The sequence below is a fragment of the Methylophilus sp. Leaf408 genome, from assembly GCF_916856905.1.
GTDB lineage: Bacteria > Pseudomonadota > Gammaproteobacteria > Burkholderiales > Methylophilaceae > Methylophilus.
In genome coordinates this window covers 1,224,425-1,242,791 of record NZ_CAKASK010000001.1, presented here as the reverse complement: position 1 = coordinate 1,242,791, position 18,367 = coordinate 1,224,425, and the positions used below count along the sequence as shown (strand labels likewise).

The following is an 18,367-nucleotide window of genomic DNA, read 5'->3' as shown; positions in this document are numbered from 1 at the left end:
GCCATGTGGTTGTTAATGATGGTTTATTAGAACCTTCACCTATTTTTTGGTGTTAGCAAAGTTATTTTTTTGTTAGGTTTTATTGGGTTTATTTTTATAACATATTGATAATAAATAGTTAATTGTTTAAATATTTTCTTTTTATGAGATTGGTATGAGATTTGCAGTGTATGAAAAAAACAATAATTCTATTTCATACGAGGAAAATATTATGAAGTTAAAAGTCATTTCTAGCATGATTTCAGCTTTGCTCGGCGGGGTGCTGGTTGTATCAAATGCGAACGCCGCATTTGTTACGTTGCCAGGTGCAGCAGGTCAGCCTGGTTGTGGGGTAACTAGTGCAACGAGCATTCGCTGTGCAGGCGCTGCCAATGTTTTAGCAGATAAAACCTACATCGCGGCGAATGTCCAGGCGGGGGTATATAACCTGCCTTCAAGTTTGTCTTTGATCAGTAAAGTGGACACTAATTTTGTCAGTGCGCAGGACTCAAAATTCGCTGGCACTTTCAGCGACTATGTCTTTATGGACACAACAACCAATTCCGTCGTCATTGGTTCGCGTTTGTTATTTGGGCCTATCAATGGCCTGCGTAACTTATCAGAAGCCAATGATATTTTTCGTTATGGTTATGAAGGTTTTAAAGTTGAAGCCGGTTGGACCCGTTTATCCAGCAGCGATCTGAGGGCCTATAGTATCGCCAGATCAGAAACTGGTTTGAAACAAGGTGCAGATGTCTACAACGCTAATGTCGTAGGGTTCAGGACGGATGTGAATGCTTCTGAGGGAAATCCGCAATCAGGCTTATATCTGATTAGAACAGATGCTACTGCATTTAAGGTGATTAACAACGCTATTAAAGTGCGCCAGGGTGGCGAAGAGGGTCAAACGCCACTCTCAGTTTCTCTGTCAGGCTATGCCCCGACTAAATTGGAAAGTGGTATTACAAGCGGTGAGACTGTTAAAACCTATGGAGGCTCTTACACTTCTAACATGAATGTAGGTGGAAACCTGAGCAATGAATATGGTAACGCTCAGTATTCTGGTTCGATCTCTGCCTTGAATGGTTCTCAAATTAATACCAAAGTGGGGACCACTACCACTTTCAATGGATCATTCAATCAGCAAGTTGGCGCCAGTTTAGGTGGAGGTGGTACGTTTGTATTTAACGGAGGATATTCACCTGGTAATAGTCCTGGCTCTGTAACCGTTAATGGTGACGTTGTATTCGGTGATGCAAACGTTGCTTTGTTCGAAATTGGCGGTCTCGCCCAGGGAACCCAATATGATCACTTGACCGTTAATGGCAATCTGACATTCGGTGGAACTCTGCAGCTTTCATTCATTGATGGATATACCGGTAATGCGGGCGACACCTTTGACTTGTTTGATTTTACAAGTTCTAGTGGTGCTTTTTCTCAAATTGTAGTTTTAAGCCCCCTCGGTAACGGATTTGGTTATACATATGATGGGGCTTCTGGCGTGCTCACCGTGATTCCGGTTCCGGAACCAGAAAGTTATGCCATGCTGGCACTTGGCTTAGGTGTAATTTCTGTGTTCTCTCGTCGTAAAAAAATTAGATAACAATGAAAGCAAAACTGCATCGCATGATGCAGTTGATTGCCATGAATTTATATTTCAAAAAATTAATTTGAGGAGATAGCAATGAAATTAAAAAAGATTTTGATAGCAACAGTGCTTGCTTTTGCAGCAAGTCATGCGAGTGCTGGTAACTTTCAATCGCTGACTAACAATTTTGTTGATGGTGACAACGATGCATTTGTAGATTCCATGTTTATTCTGGCTACAAATGTGAATTACGAGGCTGGCTACAGCGATACCACGCAATTCACATCTGGAGGTACTGGGGATGTTGTTCCTACCTCTCTAACATACCGGGCATTTCCGGCCTATGACATAGACACTGAACTTGCAACCGGAACCTTGACGCTTTTAGATTGGAGCGTTACCAGAGGTGTAGATCTGGCAGCAGGTTCCGCGCAAGCAGACATCTATGATTTTGTGTTTAGAGATAGCGCAGACAACAGCCTGGTATTCGGTACCCGTTATTTAAACCGGGATCCACAGGGTACAGGGGATGAAGCTAACTTTTTGTATCGTTACGGTTTTACTGGATACAGTACTTCAGTTGCCTGGACCTTTCTGACTGACTCTGATTTGCGTCAATATAATGCAGTGAAAACACAGTCTACAGAGGGTGGGTCAGGTCCTTTTGCCTATGACGGCGATGTTGTTCGTCAGCAAGGCGACTTCAGTGTTACTGAAGACAACCCATGGTCTGGCTTGTATCTGGTTAAAACTGATGCTACGACTTACACATTAGGTAAGGCGATCGGTTTTTATCAAACTGGAGAAGAGGGGCAAACGCCAGCAGGAGGATTCATCACAGGATTTATTCCGACTGCCGTCACTACCCCCGTTCCTGAGCCGGAAAGTTACGCATTATTTTTGGCCGGGTTAGGTGTGGCTGGATTGATTTCACGTCGCCGTCATTCAAAGATTGCTAAATAGCAATCATTTTATAGCGCCATGAAAAAAAAGAGCGGGGAGCAAAGCTACCCCGCCATTCAAAAAATCAACTTTTGTGAGGAAATTTTAATATGAAAACAACAATTTGGAAACAATCTTTAGCAGTCGTGGCTATTTCTTTCGCAGCTAATAGCGCTTACGCTGGCAATTTCGTATCAATTCTGAATAATGGGGACCGTACTCCAGGAAGTACAAATAGCACAACGACAGATCCATTCTTCATCAGTACGTTGCCTATTTCCTGGACGCAATTAGCCACGGCGACTTCAGATGTTTTTTCACCTGTAAATGGCAATGTGGTTGGTTCTTTCATCGATACTGTATGGTTTGAGAGTTCTAGCAATTCTTATATTATTGGCTCTTATTTTAAGATGCTAAACAATACCAATGGTATTACCGAGATCAACTCTATCGTACGTAGCGGTTTTTCAGAAATTGGAGAAACTGGCACTATTTCAGCAGCCTGGACCTCTGGTTTCACTGCTTATGGTTCTGGTACCACTGGTTATCGTTTGCGTGACCCATCACGCTCAGACTATAAAGCTACCTATGTTGCAGGTGCTAGCACCAATTTTGATGCCGATAAAGTAGCTATCCGCACTGATGTTGCTCTTAATGAAAATAATCCTAACTCTGGCTTATATTTATTGAAGGTTGATGCAACTGGTTTAACTTATGAATGGACTGCTAATGCAGTTCATATCGTTCAAGGTGCATCTGCACAAGAAGGCGCTCGTATTCGTCAAGATATGTTTCTTGGTGGTTTTGCCTTAACTGCGGTGACTGCAGTGCCAGAAGCTGAAACATACGCCATGATGATGGCTGGTCTGGCTTTGATCGGGACTATCGTTCGCCGTCGTAAATCTGCTTAATTCGGTTTAAGTAGTGATCAATAAACCCGCCATCGGCGGGTTTATTTTTTTCTTATCCACTGTGCTGCTTTAAATCATGGCTTTTAAGTTTTGCTTTTCTCCAGCCGCCGTTGTCTGAAAAAGCTGCTCAGCAGCGTGCCACACTCTTCGGCACTGACGCCAGCCGTGACTTCACAATGATGATTAAGTTTTTGTTCGGCCATTAAATCGATCACACTGCCGCAGCAGCCGGTTTTGGGGTCGCTGGCTCCATAGACCAGGCGGGCGATACGTGAGTGCTGGATAGCGCCGCTGCACATGGCACAAGGCTCTAAAGTCACATACAAAGTACAATCCACTAATCTGTAATTACCCAAGTGCTTGGCGGCTTCACGCATGGCCTGGATTTCGGCATGTGCTGTCGGGTCATTCAGACTGATCGGGGCATTTCTCCCACGGCCGATCACTTCTCCATTCTTTACAACTATTGCGCCTACCGGCACTTCACCCAGGCTGGCCGCTTCTTCAGCGAGCGCAATTGCCATGCGCATGTAATCTTGGTCTTGCATAAATATTATGTGTTACTGGGTTTATCGGCCAATCGAATAAGGATATATACCAAGCCCATGGTAAAAGCGCCCGCCAGCCAGATGCCGATTTCCTGGTAGGTTGGGGTGGCATCCTGTACGGGTAGCACGATCAGTTTACGTAGAAACATGACAAGGACCACCTCGACAAAGGTTTCAACCAGTAATTTATGGCCGCGCAGGTAGCGGATTTCTGCTGAGATTAATGCTGATATGGACCACAGCAACATTAATGTACCCAGCGCACGTAAAAAACCATGTACCAGATTGTTGGTTGAAGCAGCCTCTTTTACATCGATAAAAAACAGCCAGGTGAACATAATGACCGAGATAGCGAGTGCCAGGCCAATGATGATATGAGCCAGGCCGTTGAGCCAAAGCATCGCCTTGATGGCAATGCGGTTTAATGGTTCGAACTCTTCAGGCAGTTGTTCTTGTGACATGCTTTTTCCGTTAGGCAATCCAGCTCAAATGATAAATCATTTGGTGAGTAATTGCTCCAAAGTGAGTTCTGAGAGTTGCTTGAGTAGCCATTGCATGGCTTTGCCCATATCGGCAGGACGTTGATGCCGCCAGGCAATAAAAGTGGGCGCAACTGGTTTGGGTTCAGCCACTTGCTTGATCAGCAACAGACCTTTATCGGCTGCGGCTTGCGCCATTTGTTTGGGTAGATAGCCGATCGCAATACCGGAGATTTGCGCTTGCAGCTTCGTCTGCATGTCCGGCACGGTTAGGGTATCCTGGCCGGAAAGTATGCCGGAGGTGCGCGGAGGCAGGTTGCGTGAGCTATCCGCTGCAGCGACTACCCGGTGCTGCACAATATCATTGGCGCTTAATGGCTCAGGCAGTAATGCCAATGGGTGATGCGGCGCAATCGCAAATACAAATTCCAATTGCCCTAGCAAATGAGTGCCAAAACCATTGCCGGGTGGGGAATCACCCGGTGCACCGATTGAAATATCTGCGCGGTTGGTTTGCAGAGCATCCCAACTGCCACCGTAGACCTCACGCAGAAGTTTAACCCGGGTGCCAAATCCCTGCTGGTAGAACGTTTGTAGTAAATTCAGGATAGGCTGAAAATCGAACAGGTCGCTGATAGCAATCGCAATATCGGTTTCAACGCCAGTGGCTATCCTGCGCACCCGGCATTCCAGCGTCTGGGCCGCGTCCAGCAAATAACGGCCTTCTTTAAGCAATTCTGCGCCCGCTGCTGTCAGGGTCGCGCGGTGGCCGCTACGGTCAAATAACTCTATGCCTAAATCTTCCTCAAGCTTGCGTACCGTGTAGGTGAGTGCAGAAGGCACGCGGTATAAAGCTTCTGCTGCTGCCGCAAAGCTGCCTTTGCGCGCGATCATGTCAATTACTTCCAGCGCTTCAATGCTGAGTTTGAGGCTCATAAATGCTTAATCAAAAAAATTGAACAAGTGATGCAAAATGTTTTGCTATCAATGGGGTTAGTGTTTTTTTATCATACATTTAATCTTTCAAACGGAGTGAATAAAATGTTGAACATTCGCCCTTCAAACACACGTGGTTACGCCAATCATGGCTGGCTGGAAAGCTTTCACAGCTTTTCATTTTCCAGTTATTACGACCCGGCCCATATGGGGTTTTCAGTATTACGCGTGATAAACGACGATAAAGTCGCCCCGGCAACCGGCTTTGGCATGCACGGCCATCAGGATATGGAAATCATTACGTATATGCTGGCAGGTGAGCTGCGCCATACCGACAGCATGGGTAATGGGTCAGTCATTCGTGCCGGTGATGTTCAGCGCATGACGGCAGGTACTGGCGTGCGTCATAGTGAGATGAATGCCTCTGACAAAACCACCGCACATTTATTGCAGATATGGATTGAGCCTGCGACTTTGAATCTGGCGCCAGGCTATGAAGAAAAAACGATTTCTGTAGAGAATAAATTGAATCGCTGGGCTTTGATCGCCTCGCCTGATGCCTGGGATGGTTCATTGAAAGTTCACCAGGATGTGACTTTGTGCGCCACTGTGCTTGAGGCAGAACATAGCCTGCCTCTGGAAGTAAGCGAAGGCCGCAGCGCTTATATGCATGTTGCCCGCGGTGCAGTTGAGATCAATGGTGAGCGATTAGCCACTGGCGATGCGCTGAAAATTGAAGATGCGACTAAACTGGAAATGCGCGCGCACGAAGAAAGTGAAGTGTTGTGGTTTGATTTACCTGGCAATAAAAAATAGGTTTTAACATTCATTATTTAATATGAAGGGAGTAACAACATGACTCAAGTTTCAATTGTGTATCACAGTGGTTATGGCCATACCGCAGAGCAAGCCAAAGCGGTTGCGCGCGGTGTCGAGAAAGTGGCAGGCGTAAAACTGCATCTTTTCACTGCAGAAGAAGCCCAGCAGCAATGGGATGCACTTAAAGCAAGTGATGCGATTATTTTTGGTAGCCCGACTTATATGGGTTCAGCGTCAGCTGCTTTTAAAGCTTTTATGGAAGCCAGTTCGGAGAAATGGTATGTCCGCGAGTGGAAAGACAAGATTGCAGCTGGCTTCACCACCTCTGCCAGCCAAAGCGGGGACAAGCTTAGTACATTAATACAGTTAGCAGTGTTTGCAGCACAACACGGCATGATCTGGGTAGGACAGGATTTATTGCCGGGGAACAATAACAGTAAAGGGTCGGTCAACGATTTAAATCGTTTGGGTGGCTTCCTGGGCGCGATGGCGCAGGCGAATGCCGATCAGGGGCCAGAGTTTGGACCGATTCCTAGTGATCTATTAACTGCCGAGCATTTGGGTGAGCGCGTTGCTACGATTGCCAAACGGTTTTCTGAATCTAAATAACAATCCAAATTAGGGAGAAATTAAAGTGAAAAAGTTACTCTTAGCTGTAAGTCTGTTGGCAGCTTCACAAGCCTGGGCCGCAACCGAAACCTACAATATTGATGCTGCACATAGTTTTGCCAATTTCAGCATCCGCCATGTGGTTGCCAAAACTTCCGGCACTTTTAATGATGTGACGGGGGTGATTACGCTTGATCCAGCCAACTTGAATACAGCTACCGTGCGCGCCACAATTAATGTTGCCAGTGTGAACTCTGGTTTAGCCAAGCGCGATGAGCATATCAAAGCCGACAAGTATCTGGATGCCGCCAAATACACACAGATTCAGTTCGAAAGCACCAAGATTACTGCTTCAAACCAGAATCAGGCGATTTTACAGGGCAAGTTGACCATGCATGGCGTCACCAAACAAGTGGATATCCCTGTACGTGTATTAGGATACGGTTCTGATCCATGGGGTGGGCAACGCGCAGGTTTTGAAGGGCATGTGACTCTGAAAGCCTCGGATTACGGTTATGGCTGGGCGACTGGTGCCAACTCACCAGTAGGCGATGAGATTGAAGTGACCTTGTTGATTGAAGGCGTTAAAGCTAAATAACACAGTAATTAGAAATATGAATACGGAAGCTTGGTTTGGTCAGGCTTCCGTATATTCGTTTTAAGATTCGTAAAATGTATTGGAGATAAGCATGGCATTAGATTTATTTTCCCCATTAACACTGGGCGAAATCGCATTAAAAAATCGCGTAGTGATGGCACCGCTTACGCGCAATCGAGCAGGTGAGGGCGGTGTACCGCAGGCGATGAATGTGACATATTACGAGCAGCGTGCCACAGCTGGCCTGATTATTACTGAAGCAACGCCGATTTCACCAATGGCACACGGTTACCCGGCCTTGCCAGGTATTTATACCGATGCACAGATTGCCGGCTGGAAAAAAGTGACCGATGCCGTCCACGCACAAGGTGGCAAAATCGTCATCCAGTTGTGGCATGTAGGCCGTATTTCACATCCTAGTTTATTACCCAACCAGTCTCAGCCTGTAGCTCCTTCAGCAATCAAACCGGCAGGGCAGGCGTTTACTTATCAAGGTTTGCAGGATTATGTCACTCCACGCGCCCTCGAGCTGGATGAGCTGCCCACCATAGTACAAGATTATGTACATGCGACACGTTGCGCCATCGCGGCGGGTTTCGATGGGGTTGAAGTGCATGCAGCAAATGGCTATCTGCTAGATCAGTTTTTGAGAGATGGATCAAATCAGCGCGAGGATGCTTATGGCGGGTCTCTAGAGAATCGCACCCGATTATTGCTGGAAGTGGTGCAAGCGGTAGTGGACACTATTGGAGCGAACAAAGTGGGTGTGCGTATTTCGCCGGTGAATCCGTTCAATGATATGAAAGACAGCCAGCCACAAAAGACTTTCAATTATGTTGCACAGGCATTGAATCAGTTTGATCTGGCATATTTGCATGCGGTTGAAGGCGGCATTCATGGGGGCGGTGAATCTGAGCCGTTCGATTTTGAGGCACTGCGTAAACTGTTCAACAATGGCTATATCGCCAATCTTGGCTATGACAAAGCGCGTGGCAATGCAGTGATTGCCAGTGGGCATGCGGATGCCGTGGCTTTCGGTGTGCCATTTATCGCGAACCCTGACCTGGTTACGCGCTATGCGAAAGATGCTCCACTGAATGAAGCCGACCCTTCTTCATTCTATGGTGGCACTGACAAGGGATATACTGATTATCCGTTCTTGAGCGCTTAATGATGTTGCCGGGTCTTATTGCCTGGCTTTATAAGTTTTATCACCAGACTTGTCGCTCACGGTGTGCGGGCGTAGAATTCGCGCAAAGCAAATTCAATGGGCTAACGCTCCGTACATTGTGAGTTAATTTCTGCATGTCTCAACCTGATTCAAACACAAAGCCCCATAAGTTAATTGTTGCCAACTGGAAAATGCATGGCAGCCTGGCTTTTAACCAGGCATTGATTGAGGGCTACCTGGAAGGCTTAACTTCGCTTACGCAAACAGATGTTGTAGTTTGCGTACCGTATCCATATCTGGCGCAGGCACAATCGTTGCTGTCCAATTCACGGATAGGCTGGGGTGCACAGAATCTGGCCAAGTTCGAGCAAGGTGCTTATACCGGTGAAGTCGGTGCGAGTATGCTGCGCGATTTTGGCGCGCAATATGTGATTATCGGGCATTCCGAACGCAGTACGGCGTATTGTGAGTCGGATGAGAATATCGCTGAAAAAATGATGGTAGCCAAACGCCATGGCCTGAAGCCGATTTTGTGCGTCGGTGAAACTCTGCTTGAGCGCGAAGCCGGCGTCATGGATCGTGTGGTGGGTCGGCAGTTAGAAACAATTATTCGCCTGTTTGGTGGCGAAGCATTTGCCGATACCATTGTTTCTTATGAACCGATTTGGGCGATTGGTACTGGCTTGGCCGCGACTGCAGAGCAGGCGGTCGCCATGCACCAGTTTATTCGCGAGTCAGTAGCGAATGCCGATAAATCGGCCTCTGCCAGCTTAAAAATCCTCTACGGAGGGAGCGTAAGTCCACAAAATGCGGTACAATTATTAAATCAGAAGGAAATAGATGGTGCGCTGATCGGCCGTTGCTCGCTAGATGTTGGGCAATTTATAAAGATATGTCAGGCCGTTCCTGTAAAATAGCACCTCTAACTCAATAGCAAACGTGCCAAAAGCATCATTGTTATTACATTATCGGATTAAGGAATATGGAAAACGTCATTCTTGTCATTCATGTGTTGGCAGCAGCTTCAGTGATTGGCCTGGTCTTATTACAGCACGGCAAAGGCGCTGACATGGGTGCAGCGTTTGGAAGTGGCGCCTCAGGTAGTTTGTTCGGGGTTTCCGGCTCTTCCAATTTGCTCAGCAAGCTGACATCGATTTTTATTACAGTATTTTTTGCAACCAGTTTGACGCTGGCATTTTTGTCCAGTAATAAAGCGGGTTCTGGCAGCGTGGTTAAATCCCCGCTGACACAACAGGCTCCGGCCAAAGGCGAGGCAGTTGAACCTGCCAAGCCGGTTGAAAATACACCCAAAGATATTCCCAATTAATTTTTAGCCGTCGTGGTGGAATTGGTAGACACGCTATCTTGAGGGGGTAGTGACGAAAGTTGTGCGAGTTCGAGTCTCGCCGACGGCACCAGCGATGTTCATGCGTGATCTATTAATTCAAGGTTTCGCGACGTCGGCTGGTTGGGAAGTGTTTGCTTGGGCGTGTTTGTTGTGTAGTTGCCAGACCTTTGGGTTTGCAGTGAAATGACTTGTTAACATGATCGATTAAGGCAAATCAGTGTTAGAAAATTATTTCCCGATTTTGATGTTTACCCTGGTGGGCTTGGGCGTTGGCCTGGGGCCGCTTATTATTGGTAAACTCGTCTCTCCGCATCGCCCTGATGCGGAAAAAAACTCTCCTTATGAATGTGGCTTTGAAGCGTTTGAAGATGCGCGCATGAAATTTGATGTGCGTTATTACCTGGTCGCCATTCTGTTTATCCTATTTGATCTCGAAATTGCTTTTCTTTTCCCCTGGGCGATCGTGATCCAGGAAATTGGCCAGGCTGGTTTTTGGGCGATGATGGTTTTCTTGTTTGTGCTGGTGGTCGGCTTCATCTTTGAATGGATGAAGGGCGCCTTGGAATGGGACTAATAGGATTGGTGCATTATGAGCATTGAAGGCGTACTGGAAAAAGGCTTTGTCACCACCACACTGGATACGGTGATCAATTACACACGTACCGGCTCTTTGTGGCCGATGACGTTCGGCCTGGCGTGTTGTGCGGTAGAAATGATGCATGCCGGCGCGGCGCGTTATGATCTGGACCGCTTTGGTATCGTATTCCGCCCCAGCCCGCGGCAATCGGATGTGATGATTGTTGCTGGCACGCTGGTAAACAAAATGGCTCCTGCGTTGCGCAAGGTTTATGACCAGATGGCCGAACCTCGCTGGGTTATTTCTATGGGTAGCTGTGCCAATGGTGGTGGGTATTACCATTATTCATATGCGGTAGTGCGCGGCTGTGACCGTATTGTGCCGGTCGATGTTTACGTGCCAGGTTGTCCGCCAACTGCAGAGGCTCTGCTGTACGGCATTATCCAGCTACAGAAAAAAATCAAACGTACCAATACGATTGCCCGAACCTGATACGCTCACCAGAATCTAAAAAACTCAGCCAAGAAATCAAACTATGTCCGCAAAACTCGAACATTTATCCGCACAGCTCAAGTTAGCGCTGGGTGATGGCGTGATCAAGCTCGAACAAAAGCTGGGCGAGATTACGGTAGAAGTACATGTTAAACATTTGCTGGCCGTAGCGGATAAATTGAAAACGCACGCGGAACTCAAATTCGAACAGCTGATTGACTTGTGTGGTGTGGATTATTCTGACTATGCTGACGGGCGTTGGGAAGGCCCACGTTTTGCAGTGGTGTTACATTTGTTATCTGTAAGTTTGAATCAGCGCGTGCGTATCCGCGCGTTTGCGACGGATGATGACTTTCCGTTATTTCCTACATTGGTTGATGTCTGGCCGGTTGCCAACTGGTTTGAACGCGAAGCGTTTGACCTTTACGGCATGATGTTTGAAAACCACCCGGATCTACGTCGCCTGCTGACGGATTATGGTTTTGTCGGCCATCCGTTCCGTAAAGATTTCCCCATGATCGGCAATGTAGAAATGCGTTATGACCCGGTACAGCAACGTGTGGTTTATCAACCCGTTTCGATTGATCAACGCAATAATGTACCGCGCCTGATTCGTGATGAAGGAAAACATCATGGCTAAATCTGGCAAGCTAGGGAATTTTTAGTATGGCTGAAATTAAGAATTACACCATGAACTTTGGCCCGCAGCACCCTGCGGCGCATGGTGTGTTGCGTTTAGTGCTTGAGCTGGATGGCGAAGTGATTCAGCGTGCAGATCCGCACATTGGTTTATTGCATAGGGCCACGGAAAAACTGGCCGAGAACCGCACTTACCTGCAGAGCGTGCCCTACATGGATCGTCTGGATTATGTATCCATGATGGCCAATGAGCATGCTTATGTGATGGCGATTGAAAAAATGCTCGGATTGGAAGTGCCTGTCCGTGCGCAGTATATCCGCGTCATGTTTGACGAAATTACCCGTATCCTAAACCATCTGTTATGGCTGGGTGCTCATGCGCTGGACGTGGGAGCGATGACAGTATTCCTGTATGCGTTCCGTGAGCGTGAAGATTTGTTTGACGTTTACGAAGCGGTTTCCGGCGCGCGTATGCATGCAGCCTATTACCGCCCTGGCGGTGTATACCGTGACCTGCCGGAAAAAATGCCGCAGCATGAAACGACTAAATTCCGCAGCGATGCAGAAATCAAGAAACTCAATGAGAACCGCCAGGGTTCCATGCTTGATTTTATTGAAGACTTTACCAACCGCTTCCCGACGTATGTGGATGAGTACGAAACGTTGCTGACCGATAACCGTATCTGGAAACAGCGTACGGTCGGTATTGGTGTAGTAACACCTGAACGTGCATTAGCGTTGGGACTGACTGGCGCGATGTTGCGTGGTTCAGGGATTGCCTGGGATTTGCGTAAGAAACAACCGTATGAAGTCTATGACAAAATGGACTTTGATATTCCACTGGGTGTGAACGGTGACTGTTATGACCGTTACCTGGTGCGTGTGGAAGAAATGCGCCAGTCCAACCGCATTATCAAGCAATGTATAGCCTGGTTGCGCGTGAATCCTGGCCCGGTGATCACCAGTGACAATAAGATTGCGCCGCCTAACCGCGAAGGCATGAAAACCAACATGGAAGACTTGATTCACCACTTCAAGTTGTTTACCGAAGGCTTTCACGTGCCTGTAGGCGAGGCTTATGCCGCCATTGAACATCCTAAAGGTGAGTTTGGTATTTATATGGTTTCCGATGGCGCCAACAAGCCTTATCGCTTGAAAATTCGTGCGCCAGGGTTTGCGCATCTTGCAGCGCTGGATGAAATGACCAAAGGGCATATGATTGCCGATTTGGTGGCGATCATTGGTACACAAGATATTGTGTTCGGCGAAATTGATAGATAAAAGTCGATAGGTAATCGGATCGATAAGATGGCCCGGATTTCACACTGGATAAGTCGAAAAGATATTTAAGGTACAAGCATGTTAAGTGCAGAATCGATAGAGAAAATTGAATACGAACTGGGCAAGTATCCCAAAGACAGGCGACAGGCAGCTGTGATGTCAGCCTTGCGTATTGTGCAAATGGAGCGCGGATGGCTGTCCAAGGAGAGTATTTCTGAAGTAGCGAAGTATTTGCGTATTCCGGAAATTGCTGCACTTGAAGTGGCTACTTTCTACAATATGTATGAGCTGGAGCCGGTGGGTGAGCACAAGATCACCATCTGTACCAATATCTCGTGTATGTTGCGCGGGTCGGATGAGATTGTCGAACACCTGCAACATAAGCTTGGGGTTGGTTTTAATGAAGTCACTGCTGATGGCAAATTCTGCTTGAAAGAAGGCGAGTGCATGGGATGTTGCGGCGGTGCGCCGTTGCTGCATGTGAACAACAGTCAAATGCATGAGTTTCTCACCACTGAAAAAGTGGATGCGCTCATCAATGATTTAAACAAGGGCTGAAGGAACGGGTCATGGCAAGCACTTCAAATACCCCTGCAAACAAAGCGCCTGTGGTCAAAACAGACCTGGCGGGGCAGACCCTGGTCACCTTACGCACACTGACTGAAGAAAATCCTGCTGCACTGGCGACATATGAAAAATTGGGTGGTTATGTTCAACTCAAACGATTAGTTACTGAGGGAATCAAAGCACCGGAAATCATCAGCCAGATAAAAGTCTCTAACCTGCGCGGTCGCGGCGGTGCCGGTTTCCCGACCGGATTGAAGTGGAGCTTTATGCCGCGTTATTACGATGGCACCAAATATCTGGTATGTAACACCGATGAAGGTGAACCAGGCACTTTCAAAGACCGTGACATTATCCGCTACAACCCGCACCAGTTGATTGAAGGTATGGCGATTGCCGCCTACACATTGGGCGCGCGCGTAGGTTATAACTATATCCACGGTGAAATCTGGCAGGATTACGAAATATTTGAAGCGGCATTGGCCGAAGCGCGTGAAGCGGGCTATATAGGGGAAAACCTGTTCGGCACCAATTTCAGTTTCGATTTATACGCAGTGCATGGCTACGGTGCTTACATCTGTGGCGAAGAAACCGCCCTGATCGAATCCATTGAAGGTAAAAAAGGCCAGCCACGTTTTAAACCGCCATTCCCGGCCAGTTATGGGGTATTTGGCAAGCCTACCAATGTAAATAATACCGAGAGCTACGCCTCGATCCCCTGGATTATGCAGAATGGCGGCCAGGCATTTGCAGACCTGGGTGTGCCTAATTCCGGCGGCAGTAAATTGTTCTCAGTCTCCGGCCATGTCAACAAGCCAGGTAACTACGAAATCAGAATGGGCACGCCTTTTAAGGACTTGCTCGAAATGGCCGGTGGTATCTGGAAAGGTCGAAAACTAAAAGCGGTTATTCCTGGTGGACCTTCTACGGCGGTTATGCCAGCCAGTGCGATTGAAAATGCCACCATGGATTACGATGGCTTGAGTAAAGCCGGTTCCAGCCTGGGTGCAGGGTCCATGATTGTGATGGATGAAACCACTTGCATGGTTAAAACGCTTAAGCGATTAAGCTATTTTTTCTACGAAGAAAGCTGCGGCCAATGTACGCCATGCCGCGAAGGCACCGGCTGGGTATATCGCATTATCGAGCGCATCGTGAATGGCAAAGGCAAAATGGAAGATCTGGATTTGCTGACTGATTTAAGCAATAACATTTCCGGTCGCACAATTTGTGCGCTGGGTGATGCGGCAGCAACACCGGTGTTGAGCTTTATCAAGCATTTCCGCCCCGAGTTTGAGTACTACATACAGCATGGAAAATCCATGATCGACGGTAAATAAAAATCTATTTTTGAGACCAGCTCAACAAATAAATTTTAGAGATTGCAGACATGTTAAATATTGAAATTGATGGCAAACCACTAGAGGTCGAACACGGCAGCACCATTATTGATGCTGCGGATGCGGTAGGCATTGCCATCCCGCGTTTCTGCTATCACAAGAAACTGTCTGTAGCTGCCAACTGCCGCATGTGCCTGGTACAGGTGGAGAAATTCAATAAACCTTTGCCTGCCTGTGCCACACCGGTCGCCGATGGCATGAAGATTTTTACACGCAGCAAATCTTCCGTTGAAGCACAAAAAAGCGTGATGGAATTTCTGCTGATCAATCATCCGCTGGATTGCCCGATCTGTGACCAGGGCGGTGAGTGTGATTTGCAGGATATCGCAGTCGCCTATGGCGCTTCCGGTTCACGTTACACAGAAGAAAAACGCGTGGTGTTCAACAAAAATATCGGCCCGCTTGTTAGTACAGATATGACACGCTGCATTCAGTGTACACGTTGTGTGCGCTTCCTCAAGGAAGTTGGCGGTATGCAGGAGTTGGGCCTGGTCAACCGTGGTGAGCATGCAGAAATTACTGCTTACGTTGATCAATCAGTTAATTCAGAATTAAGTGGCAACATCATTGATTTATGCCCGGTCGGCGCGTTAACCAGTAAGCCGTTCCGCTATTCTGCACGTAGTTGGGAGTTAGTGCGTCGTCCTTCAATTGCCCCGCATGATGGCCTTGGTTCTCATGTTGAAGTGCATGTTAAAGATAACAAAGTCATGCGCATACTGCCGCGTGAAAAAGAGTCAATCAACGAATGCTGGTTATCTGACCGCGACCGTTTCTCTTACGAAGGCCTGAACAGTCCGGATCGCCTGAAAGTGCCGATGATCAAGCACAACGGGCAATGGCAGGAAACAGATTGGAAAACAGCGCTGGAATTTGCTGCAGGCCAACTTAAAGACATTACCAAACAACATGGTGGCGAGGCACTCGGCGTGCTGGTTTCCCCAAACAGCACCATGGAAGAAGGTTACCTGATCAAGCAACTGGCTGATGGCTTGGGTTGCGGCAACGTCGATTACCGATTGCGCCAGACGGATTTCCGTCTCGATGGTAAGCGTACCGGTACGCCATGGATGGGCTGTAATATCCAGGAAGTTGAAGAGCTGGACCGTATCCTGTTGATCGGCTCCAATATCCGCAATGAACACCCATTGCTGGCACAGCGTATCCGTAAAGCGGTGGCGAATGGTGCCGAGCTCAGCATTGTCAGCCCGCTGGACAATGATCCATTGATGGATATTGCGCACAAAGTGATTGTGCGCCCGAATGATATGGTCAATGTATTGGGCCAGATTCTGAAAGCCATGTCCGGCCTGCAAAAACTGTCACTATGTTTGCCACCGGCATTGAATGAGTTGCTGGAAGAAATCAAGATACGCCCAAATACGCAAAAAATTGCGGAAAGCCTGGCCGGTATCCGTGAGGACCTGATCCTGATTGCGCCTAAGGTCGGTATTTTCCTGGGCAATATGGCATTGAGTGATCCGCGTTTTACCGAAATGTATAGTATGGCGGAAGCGATTGGCGGTATCAGTGGTGCCAAGGGCGGTATTTTGCCTCCGGCAGCCAATAGTACCGGTATGCATATGATAGGCGTCATGCCTTCAGCCACCGGTATGCATGCGCGCGCCATGATTGAAATACCGCGTAAAGCTTATCTGTTATTGAATATCGAGCCAGAACTGGATTGCCAGCATGCGGCATTGGCTAACGAGGCGATGGCTAAAGCCGAGTGTGTAGTGGCATTAACAGCGTACAAATCTTCTGCCCTTGAAAATGCCGATATCCTGTTACCGATTGCACCATTTACTGAAACTTCCGGTACTTTTATGAGCATGGAAGGCCGTGTACAAAGCTTCCAGGCTGCGACACGTCCGTTAGGCGAATGCCGTCCTGGCTGGAAGGTATTGCGTGTATTAGCGAATACACTGGGACTTTCCGGGTTTGATTACAACAGCTCCGAAGAAGTTAAAAATGCACTGTTCAATGGTGAGAAGCCTTCGGCAGTAGTGTGGCGTAGTCTGAACAACAACCTGAAAGAGCTGGTTGAAATCCAGGTGAATATCAAGAAGACAGGTTTGCAGCGTATCGGTGAAGTGCCGCAGTACGAATTTGACCCTATCGTGCGTCGTTCTGCACCGCTACAAAAAACCAAATACAACATCCGCCCGATGGCACGTATTCACGGCGACCAGCTGGCCGAATTAGGCTTGCAGGATGGCGACATTGTGGTTGTCCGCCAGAGCAAAGGCAGCGCGGTGCTGAAAGTGCGCGCAGATAATCATGTGGCAAAAGGTTGCGTGCGTGTAGCCGCAGCACATCCGCTGACAGTCGGTTTGGGTGATCTGATGGGTGATATTACGATTGAAAAAGCGGCAGTCGAGCAAGTGGCGATTTACGAAAAACAACTGACGGAGATGGCATAACATGCAATTCTTCGCTGACTTATTTGGATCCTACTGGCCGGAAGTGCAACTGGTGTCATGGACACTGGTGAAAATTGTCGCCATCGTGCTGCCTTTGATGGTATGCGTAGCTTACCTGACCTATTTCGAGCGCAAGGTGATTGGCTATATGCAGGTGCGTATCGGTCCTAACCGTGTTGGTCCATTCGGTTTGTTGCAACCTGTGGCAGATGCATTAAAACTGTTATTCAAAGAAATCATCCTGCCTACCGCTTCGAACAAAGTGCTGTTTTTTATTGGCCCTATCCTGACAATTGCACCTGCCTTTGCCGCCTGGGCTGTGATACCGTTTGATGCGACACTGGTATTAGCTAATATCGATGCTGGTTTGTTGTATATCCTGGCCATGACTTCAGTTGCGGTATATGGTGTGATTATTGCCGGTTGGGCATCCAACTCCAAATATGCATTCCTGGGATCTTTACGTTCTGCCGCGCAAATCGTTTCTTATGAAATTGCCATGGGCTTTACGCTTGTCGGTGTGCTCATGTGTGCAAACTCCCTCAACCTGGGCAAGATTGTCATGGGGCAGGAGGGTGGTTTCTGGCACTGGTACTTTATTCCATTGTTCCCGCTGTTTATTGTGTATTTCATCAGTGCCGTCGCGGAGACTAACCGCGCACCGTTTGACGTCGCTGAAGGTGAGTCGGAGATTGTGGCTGGCTTCCATGTGGAATATTCCGGTATGGCTTTCGCGGTCTTCTTCCTGGCGGAATATGCCAACATGATTTTGGTGTCCATGCTGGCCGCACTGATGTTCCTAGGCGGCTGGTTGTCACCAGTACCATTCTTGCCAGACAGTGTTTTGTGGCTGTTAGCCAAAGTCGCATTTTTATTATTTTTATTCTTGTGGTTCCGTGCGACCTTCCCGCGCTACCGCTATGACCAGATCATGCGTCTGGGCTGGAAAGTATTTATTCCGATCACGCTGGTGTGGATTGTCGTAGTTGCCGCCATGATGCAGACACAGTGGGCGTACCTGTTCCATTAATAGGATGTACGGACAAAGAATTTGGAAACCTTA

At 47.8% G+C, this 18,367-nt stretch carries 20 protein-coding genes and 1 tRNA gene; 18 read left to right on the top strand and 3 right to left on the bottom strand.

Annotated features, from left to right (window positions below):
• Positions 1-154 precede the first annotated feature (154 nt).
• From LPA26_RS05640 to LPA26_RS05630, 3 genes are all read left to right on the top strand, one after another.
• Positions 155-1,582 (top strand): PEP-CTERM sorting domain-containing protein, encoded by a 1,428-nt coding sequence (locus LPA26_RS05640; protein WP_229007624.1) that lies wholly within the window; start codon positions 155-157, stop codon positions 1,580-1,582.
• An 81-nt stretch (positions 1,583-1,663) separates the two neighbouring features.
• Positions 1,664-2,530: a PEP-CTERM sorting domain-containing protein gene (locus tag LPA26_RS05635; RefSeq protein WP_229007623.1), complete on the top strand. Its 867-nt coding sequence runs from the start codon at positions 1,664-1,666 to the stop codon at positions 2,528-2,530.
• An 89-nt stretch (positions 2,531-2,619) separates the two neighbouring features.
• On the top strand, positions 2,620-3,420 hold the full coding sequence (locus tag LPA26_RS05630) for a PEP-CTERM sorting domain-containing protein (RefSeq protein ID WP_229007622.1): 801 nt from the start codon (positions 2,620-2,622) through the stop codon (positions 3,418-3,420).
• An 83-nt stretch (positions 3,421-3,503) separates the two neighbouring features.
• On the opposite strand, the gene tadA is transcribed toward LPA26_RS05630, so the two are convergent.
• Genes tadA through LPA26_RS05615 form a run of 3 tightly spaced genes read right to left on the bottom strand, consistent with a single transcriptional unit; the run spans position 3,504 to position 5,383 of the window.
• Positions 3,504-3,968: a tRNA adenosine(34) deaminase TadA gene (gene tadA / locus LPA26_RS05625; protein WP_229007621.1), complete on the bottom strand. Its 465-nt coding sequence runs from the start codon at positions 3,966-3,968 to the stop codon at positions 3,504-3,506.
• 5 nt (positions 3,969-3,973) lie between these two features.
• Complete coding sequence (locus LPA26_RS05620; RefSeq protein WP_055825985.1) at positions 3,974-4,429, bottom strand: phosphate-starvation-inducible PsiE family protein; 456 nt, start codon at positions 4,427-4,429, stop codon at positions 3,974-3,976.
• A 36-nt stretch (positions 4,430-4,465) separates the two neighbouring features.
• Positions 4,466-5,383, bottom strand: a complete 918-nt coding sequence (locus tag LPA26_RS05615) for a LysR family transcriptional regulator (protein WP_229007620.1) — start codon at positions 5,381-5,383, stop codon at positions 4,466-4,468.
• Positions 5,384-5,488: 105 nt separating this feature from the next.
• Here LPA26_RS05615 and LPA26_RS05610 point away from each other — a divergent pair, with 105 nt between their 5' ends.
• The 15 genes from LPA26_RS05610 to nuoH all read left to right on the top strand — a co-directional run bounded on the left by LPA26_RS05610 (position 5,489) and on the right by nuoH (position 18,334).
• Positions 5,489-6,199 carry a pirin family protein gene (locus LPA26_RS05610; protein WP_055825981.1) on the top strand — a complete coding sequence of 237 codons (711 nt, stop codon included), beginning with the start codon at positions 5,489-5,491 and terminating at the stop codon, positions 6,197-6,199.
• 39 nt (positions 6,200-6,238) lie between these two features.
• Complete coding sequence (locus LPA26_RS05605) at positions 6,239-6,811, top strand: flavodoxin family protein (RefSeq protein WP_055825979.1); 573 nt, start codon at positions 6,239-6,241, stop codon at positions 6,809-6,811.
• A gap of 25 nt (positions 6,812-6,836) precedes the next feature.
• A complete protein-coding gene (locus LPA26_RS05600; RefSeq protein ID WP_055825977.1) occupies positions 6,837-7,409 on the top strand; it encodes a YceI family protein in 573 nt (190 codons plus the stop codon).
• A 91-nt stretch (positions 7,410-7,500) separates the two neighbouring features.
• Positions 7,501-8,580: an alkene reductase gene (locus LPA26_RS05595; RefSeq protein ID WP_229007619.1), complete on the top strand. Its 1,080-nt coding sequence runs from the start codon at positions 7,501-7,503 to the stop codon at positions 8,578-8,580.
• 134 nt (positions 8,581-8,714) lie between these two features.
• On the top strand, positions 8,715-9,497 hold the full coding sequence (gene tpiA / locus LPA26_RS05590) for a triose-phosphate isomerase (RefSeq protein WP_229007618.1): 783 nt from the start codon (positions 8,715-8,717) through the stop codon (positions 9,495-9,497).
• Positions 9,498-9,562: 65 nt separating this feature from the next.
• Positions 9,563-9,907: a preprotein translocase subunit SecG gene (gene secG / locus LPA26_RS05585; protein ID WP_055825971.1), complete on the top strand. Its 345-nt coding sequence runs from the start codon at positions 9,563-9,565 to the stop codon at positions 9,905-9,907.
• Positions 9,908-9,913: 6 nt separating this feature from the next.
• A tRNA-Leu gene (locus LPA26_RS05580) sits at positions 9,914-9,998 on the top strand.
• A 174-nt stretch (positions 9,999-10,172) separates the two neighbouring features.
• Complete coding sequence (locus LPA26_RS05575; protein ID WP_055827261.1) at positions 10,173-10,502, top strand: NADH-quinone oxidoreductase subunit A; 330 nt, start codon at positions 10,173-10,175, stop codon at positions 10,500-10,502.
• Between the two features lie 15 nt (positions 10,503-10,517).
• Positions 10,518-10,997 carry an NADH-quinone oxidoreductase subunit B family protein gene (locus LPA26_RS05570; protein WP_055825969.1) on the top strand — a complete coding sequence of 160 codons (480 nt, stop codon included), beginning with the start codon at positions 10,518-10,520 and terminating at the stop codon, positions 10,995-10,997.
• Positions 10,998-11,040: 43 nt separating this feature from the next.
• Complete coding sequence (locus tag LPA26_RS05565; protein WP_055825967.1) at positions 11,041-11,637, top strand: NADH-quinone oxidoreductase subunit C; 597 nt, start codon at positions 11,041-11,043, stop codon at positions 11,635-11,637.
• Between the two features lie 26 nt (positions 11,638-11,663).
• Positions 11,664-12,917 (top strand): NADH-quinone oxidoreductase subunit D, encoded by a 1,254-nt coding sequence (locus tag LPA26_RS05560; RefSeq protein ID WP_229007617.1) that lies wholly within the window; start codon positions 11,664-11,666, stop codon positions 12,915-12,917.
• Between the two features lie 78 nt (positions 12,918-12,995).
• Positions 12,996-13,475 carry an NADH-quinone oxidoreductase subunit NuoE gene (gene nuoE, locus LPA26_RS05555; RefSeq protein WP_229007616.1) on the top strand — a complete coding sequence of 160 codons (480 nt, stop codon included), beginning with the start codon at positions 12,996-12,998 and terminating at the stop codon, positions 13,473-13,475.
• An 11-nt stretch (positions 13,476-13,486) separates the two neighbouring features.
• Positions 13,487-14,821, top strand: coding sequence for an NADH-quinone oxidoreductase subunit NuoF (nuoF, locus tag LPA26_RS05550; RefSeq protein WP_229007615.1), 1,335 nt, complete (start codon positions 13,487-13,489; stop codon positions 14,819-14,821).
• Positions 14,822-14,871: 50 nt separating this feature from the next.
• Positions 14,872-17,304 carry an NADH-quinone oxidoreductase subunit NuoG gene (nuoG, locus tag LPA26_RS05545; RefSeq protein ID WP_055867420.1) on the top strand — a complete coding sequence of 811 codons (2,433 nt, stop codon included), beginning with the start codon at positions 14,872-14,874 and terminating at the stop codon, positions 17,302-17,304.
• Between the two features lies 1 nt (position 17,305).
• Entirely contained in the window at positions 17,306-18,334 is a 1,029-nt protein-coding gene (nuoH, locus tag LPA26_RS05540) for an NADH-quinone oxidoreductase subunit NuoH (RefSeq protein WP_055825957.1), read from the top strand.
• The last annotated feature ends 33 nt before the right edge of the window (positions 18,335-18,367 follow it).

Excerpts from the sequence above, each read along its gene's own strand:
- LPA26_RS05560 (WP_229007617.1), top strand. The coding sequence starts at position 11,664 with ATGGCTGAAATTAAGAATTACACCATGAACTTTGGCCCGCAGCACCCT.
- secG (WP_055825971.1), top strand. The coding sequence starts at position 9,563 with ATGGAAAACGTCATTCTTGTCATTCATGTGTTGGCAGCAGCTTCAGTG.
- tpiA (WP_229007618.1), top strand. The coding sequence starts at position 8,715 with ATGTCTCAACCTGATTCAAACACAAAGCCCCATAAGTTAATTGTTGCC.
- LPA26_RS05565 (WP_055825967.1), top strand. The coding sequence starts at position 11,041 with ATGTCCGCAAAACTCGAACATTTATCCGCACAGCTCAAGTTAGCGCTG.
- LPA26_RS05605 (WP_055825979.1), top strand. The coding sequence starts at position 6,239 with ATGACTCAAGTTTCAATTGTGTATCACAGTGGTTATGGCCATACCGCA.
- nuoE (WP_229007616.1), top strand. The coding sequence starts at position 12,996 with ATGTTAAGTGCAGAATCGATAGAGAAAATTGAATACGAACTGGGCAAG.
- LPA26_RS05630 (WP_229007622.1), top strand. The coding sequence starts at position 2,620 with ATGAAAACAACAATTTGGAAACAATCTTTAGCAGTCGTGGCTATTTCT.
- tadA (WP_229007621.1), bottom strand. The coding sequence starts at position 3,968 with ATGCAAGACCAAGATTACATGCGCATGGCAATTGCGCTCGCTGAAGAA.
- LPA26_RS05635 (WP_229007623.1), top strand. The coding sequence starts at position 1,664 with ATGAAATTAAAAAAGATTTTGATAGCAACAGTGCTTGCTTTTGCAGCA.
- nuoH (WP_055825957.1), top strand. The coding sequence starts at position 17,306 with ATGCAATTCTTCGCTGACTTATTTGGATCCTACTGGCCGGAAGTGCAA.
- nuoG (WP_055867420.1), top strand. The coding sequence starts at position 14,872 with ATGTTAAATATTGAAATTGATGGCAAACCACTAGAGGTCGAACACGGC.
- LPA26_RS05620 (WP_055825985.1), bottom strand. The coding sequence starts at position 4,429 with ATGTCACAAGAACAACTGCCTGAAGAGTTCGAACCATTAAACCGCATT.
- LPA26_RS05595 (WP_229007619.1), top strand. The coding sequence starts at position 7,501 with ATGGCATTAGATTTATTTTCCCCATTAACACTGGGCGAAATCGCATTA.
- LPA26_RS05615 (WP_229007620.1), bottom strand. The coding sequence starts at position 5,383 with ATGAGCCTCAAACTCAGCATTGAAGCGCTGGAAGTAATTGACATGATC.
- LPA26_RS05575 (WP_055827261.1), top strand. The coding sequence starts at position 10,173 with ATGTTTACCCTGGTGGGCTTGGGCGTTGGCCTGGGGCCGCTTATTATT.
- LPA26_RS05640 (WP_229007624.1), top strand. The coding sequence starts at position 155 with ATGAGATTTGCAGTGTATGAAAAAAACAATAATTCTATTTCATACGAG.
- nuoF (WP_229007615.1), top strand. The coding sequence starts at position 13,487 with ATGGCAAGCACTTCAAATACCCCTGCAAACAAAGCGCCTGTGGTCAAA.
- LPA26_RS05610 (WP_055825981.1), top strand. The coding sequence starts at position 5,489 with ATGTTGAACATTCGCCCTTCAAACACACGTGGTTACGCCAATCATGGC.
- LPA26_RS05570 (WP_055825969.1), top strand. The coding sequence starts at position 10,518 with ATGAGCATTGAAGGCGTACTGGAAAAAGGCTTTGTCACCACCACACTG.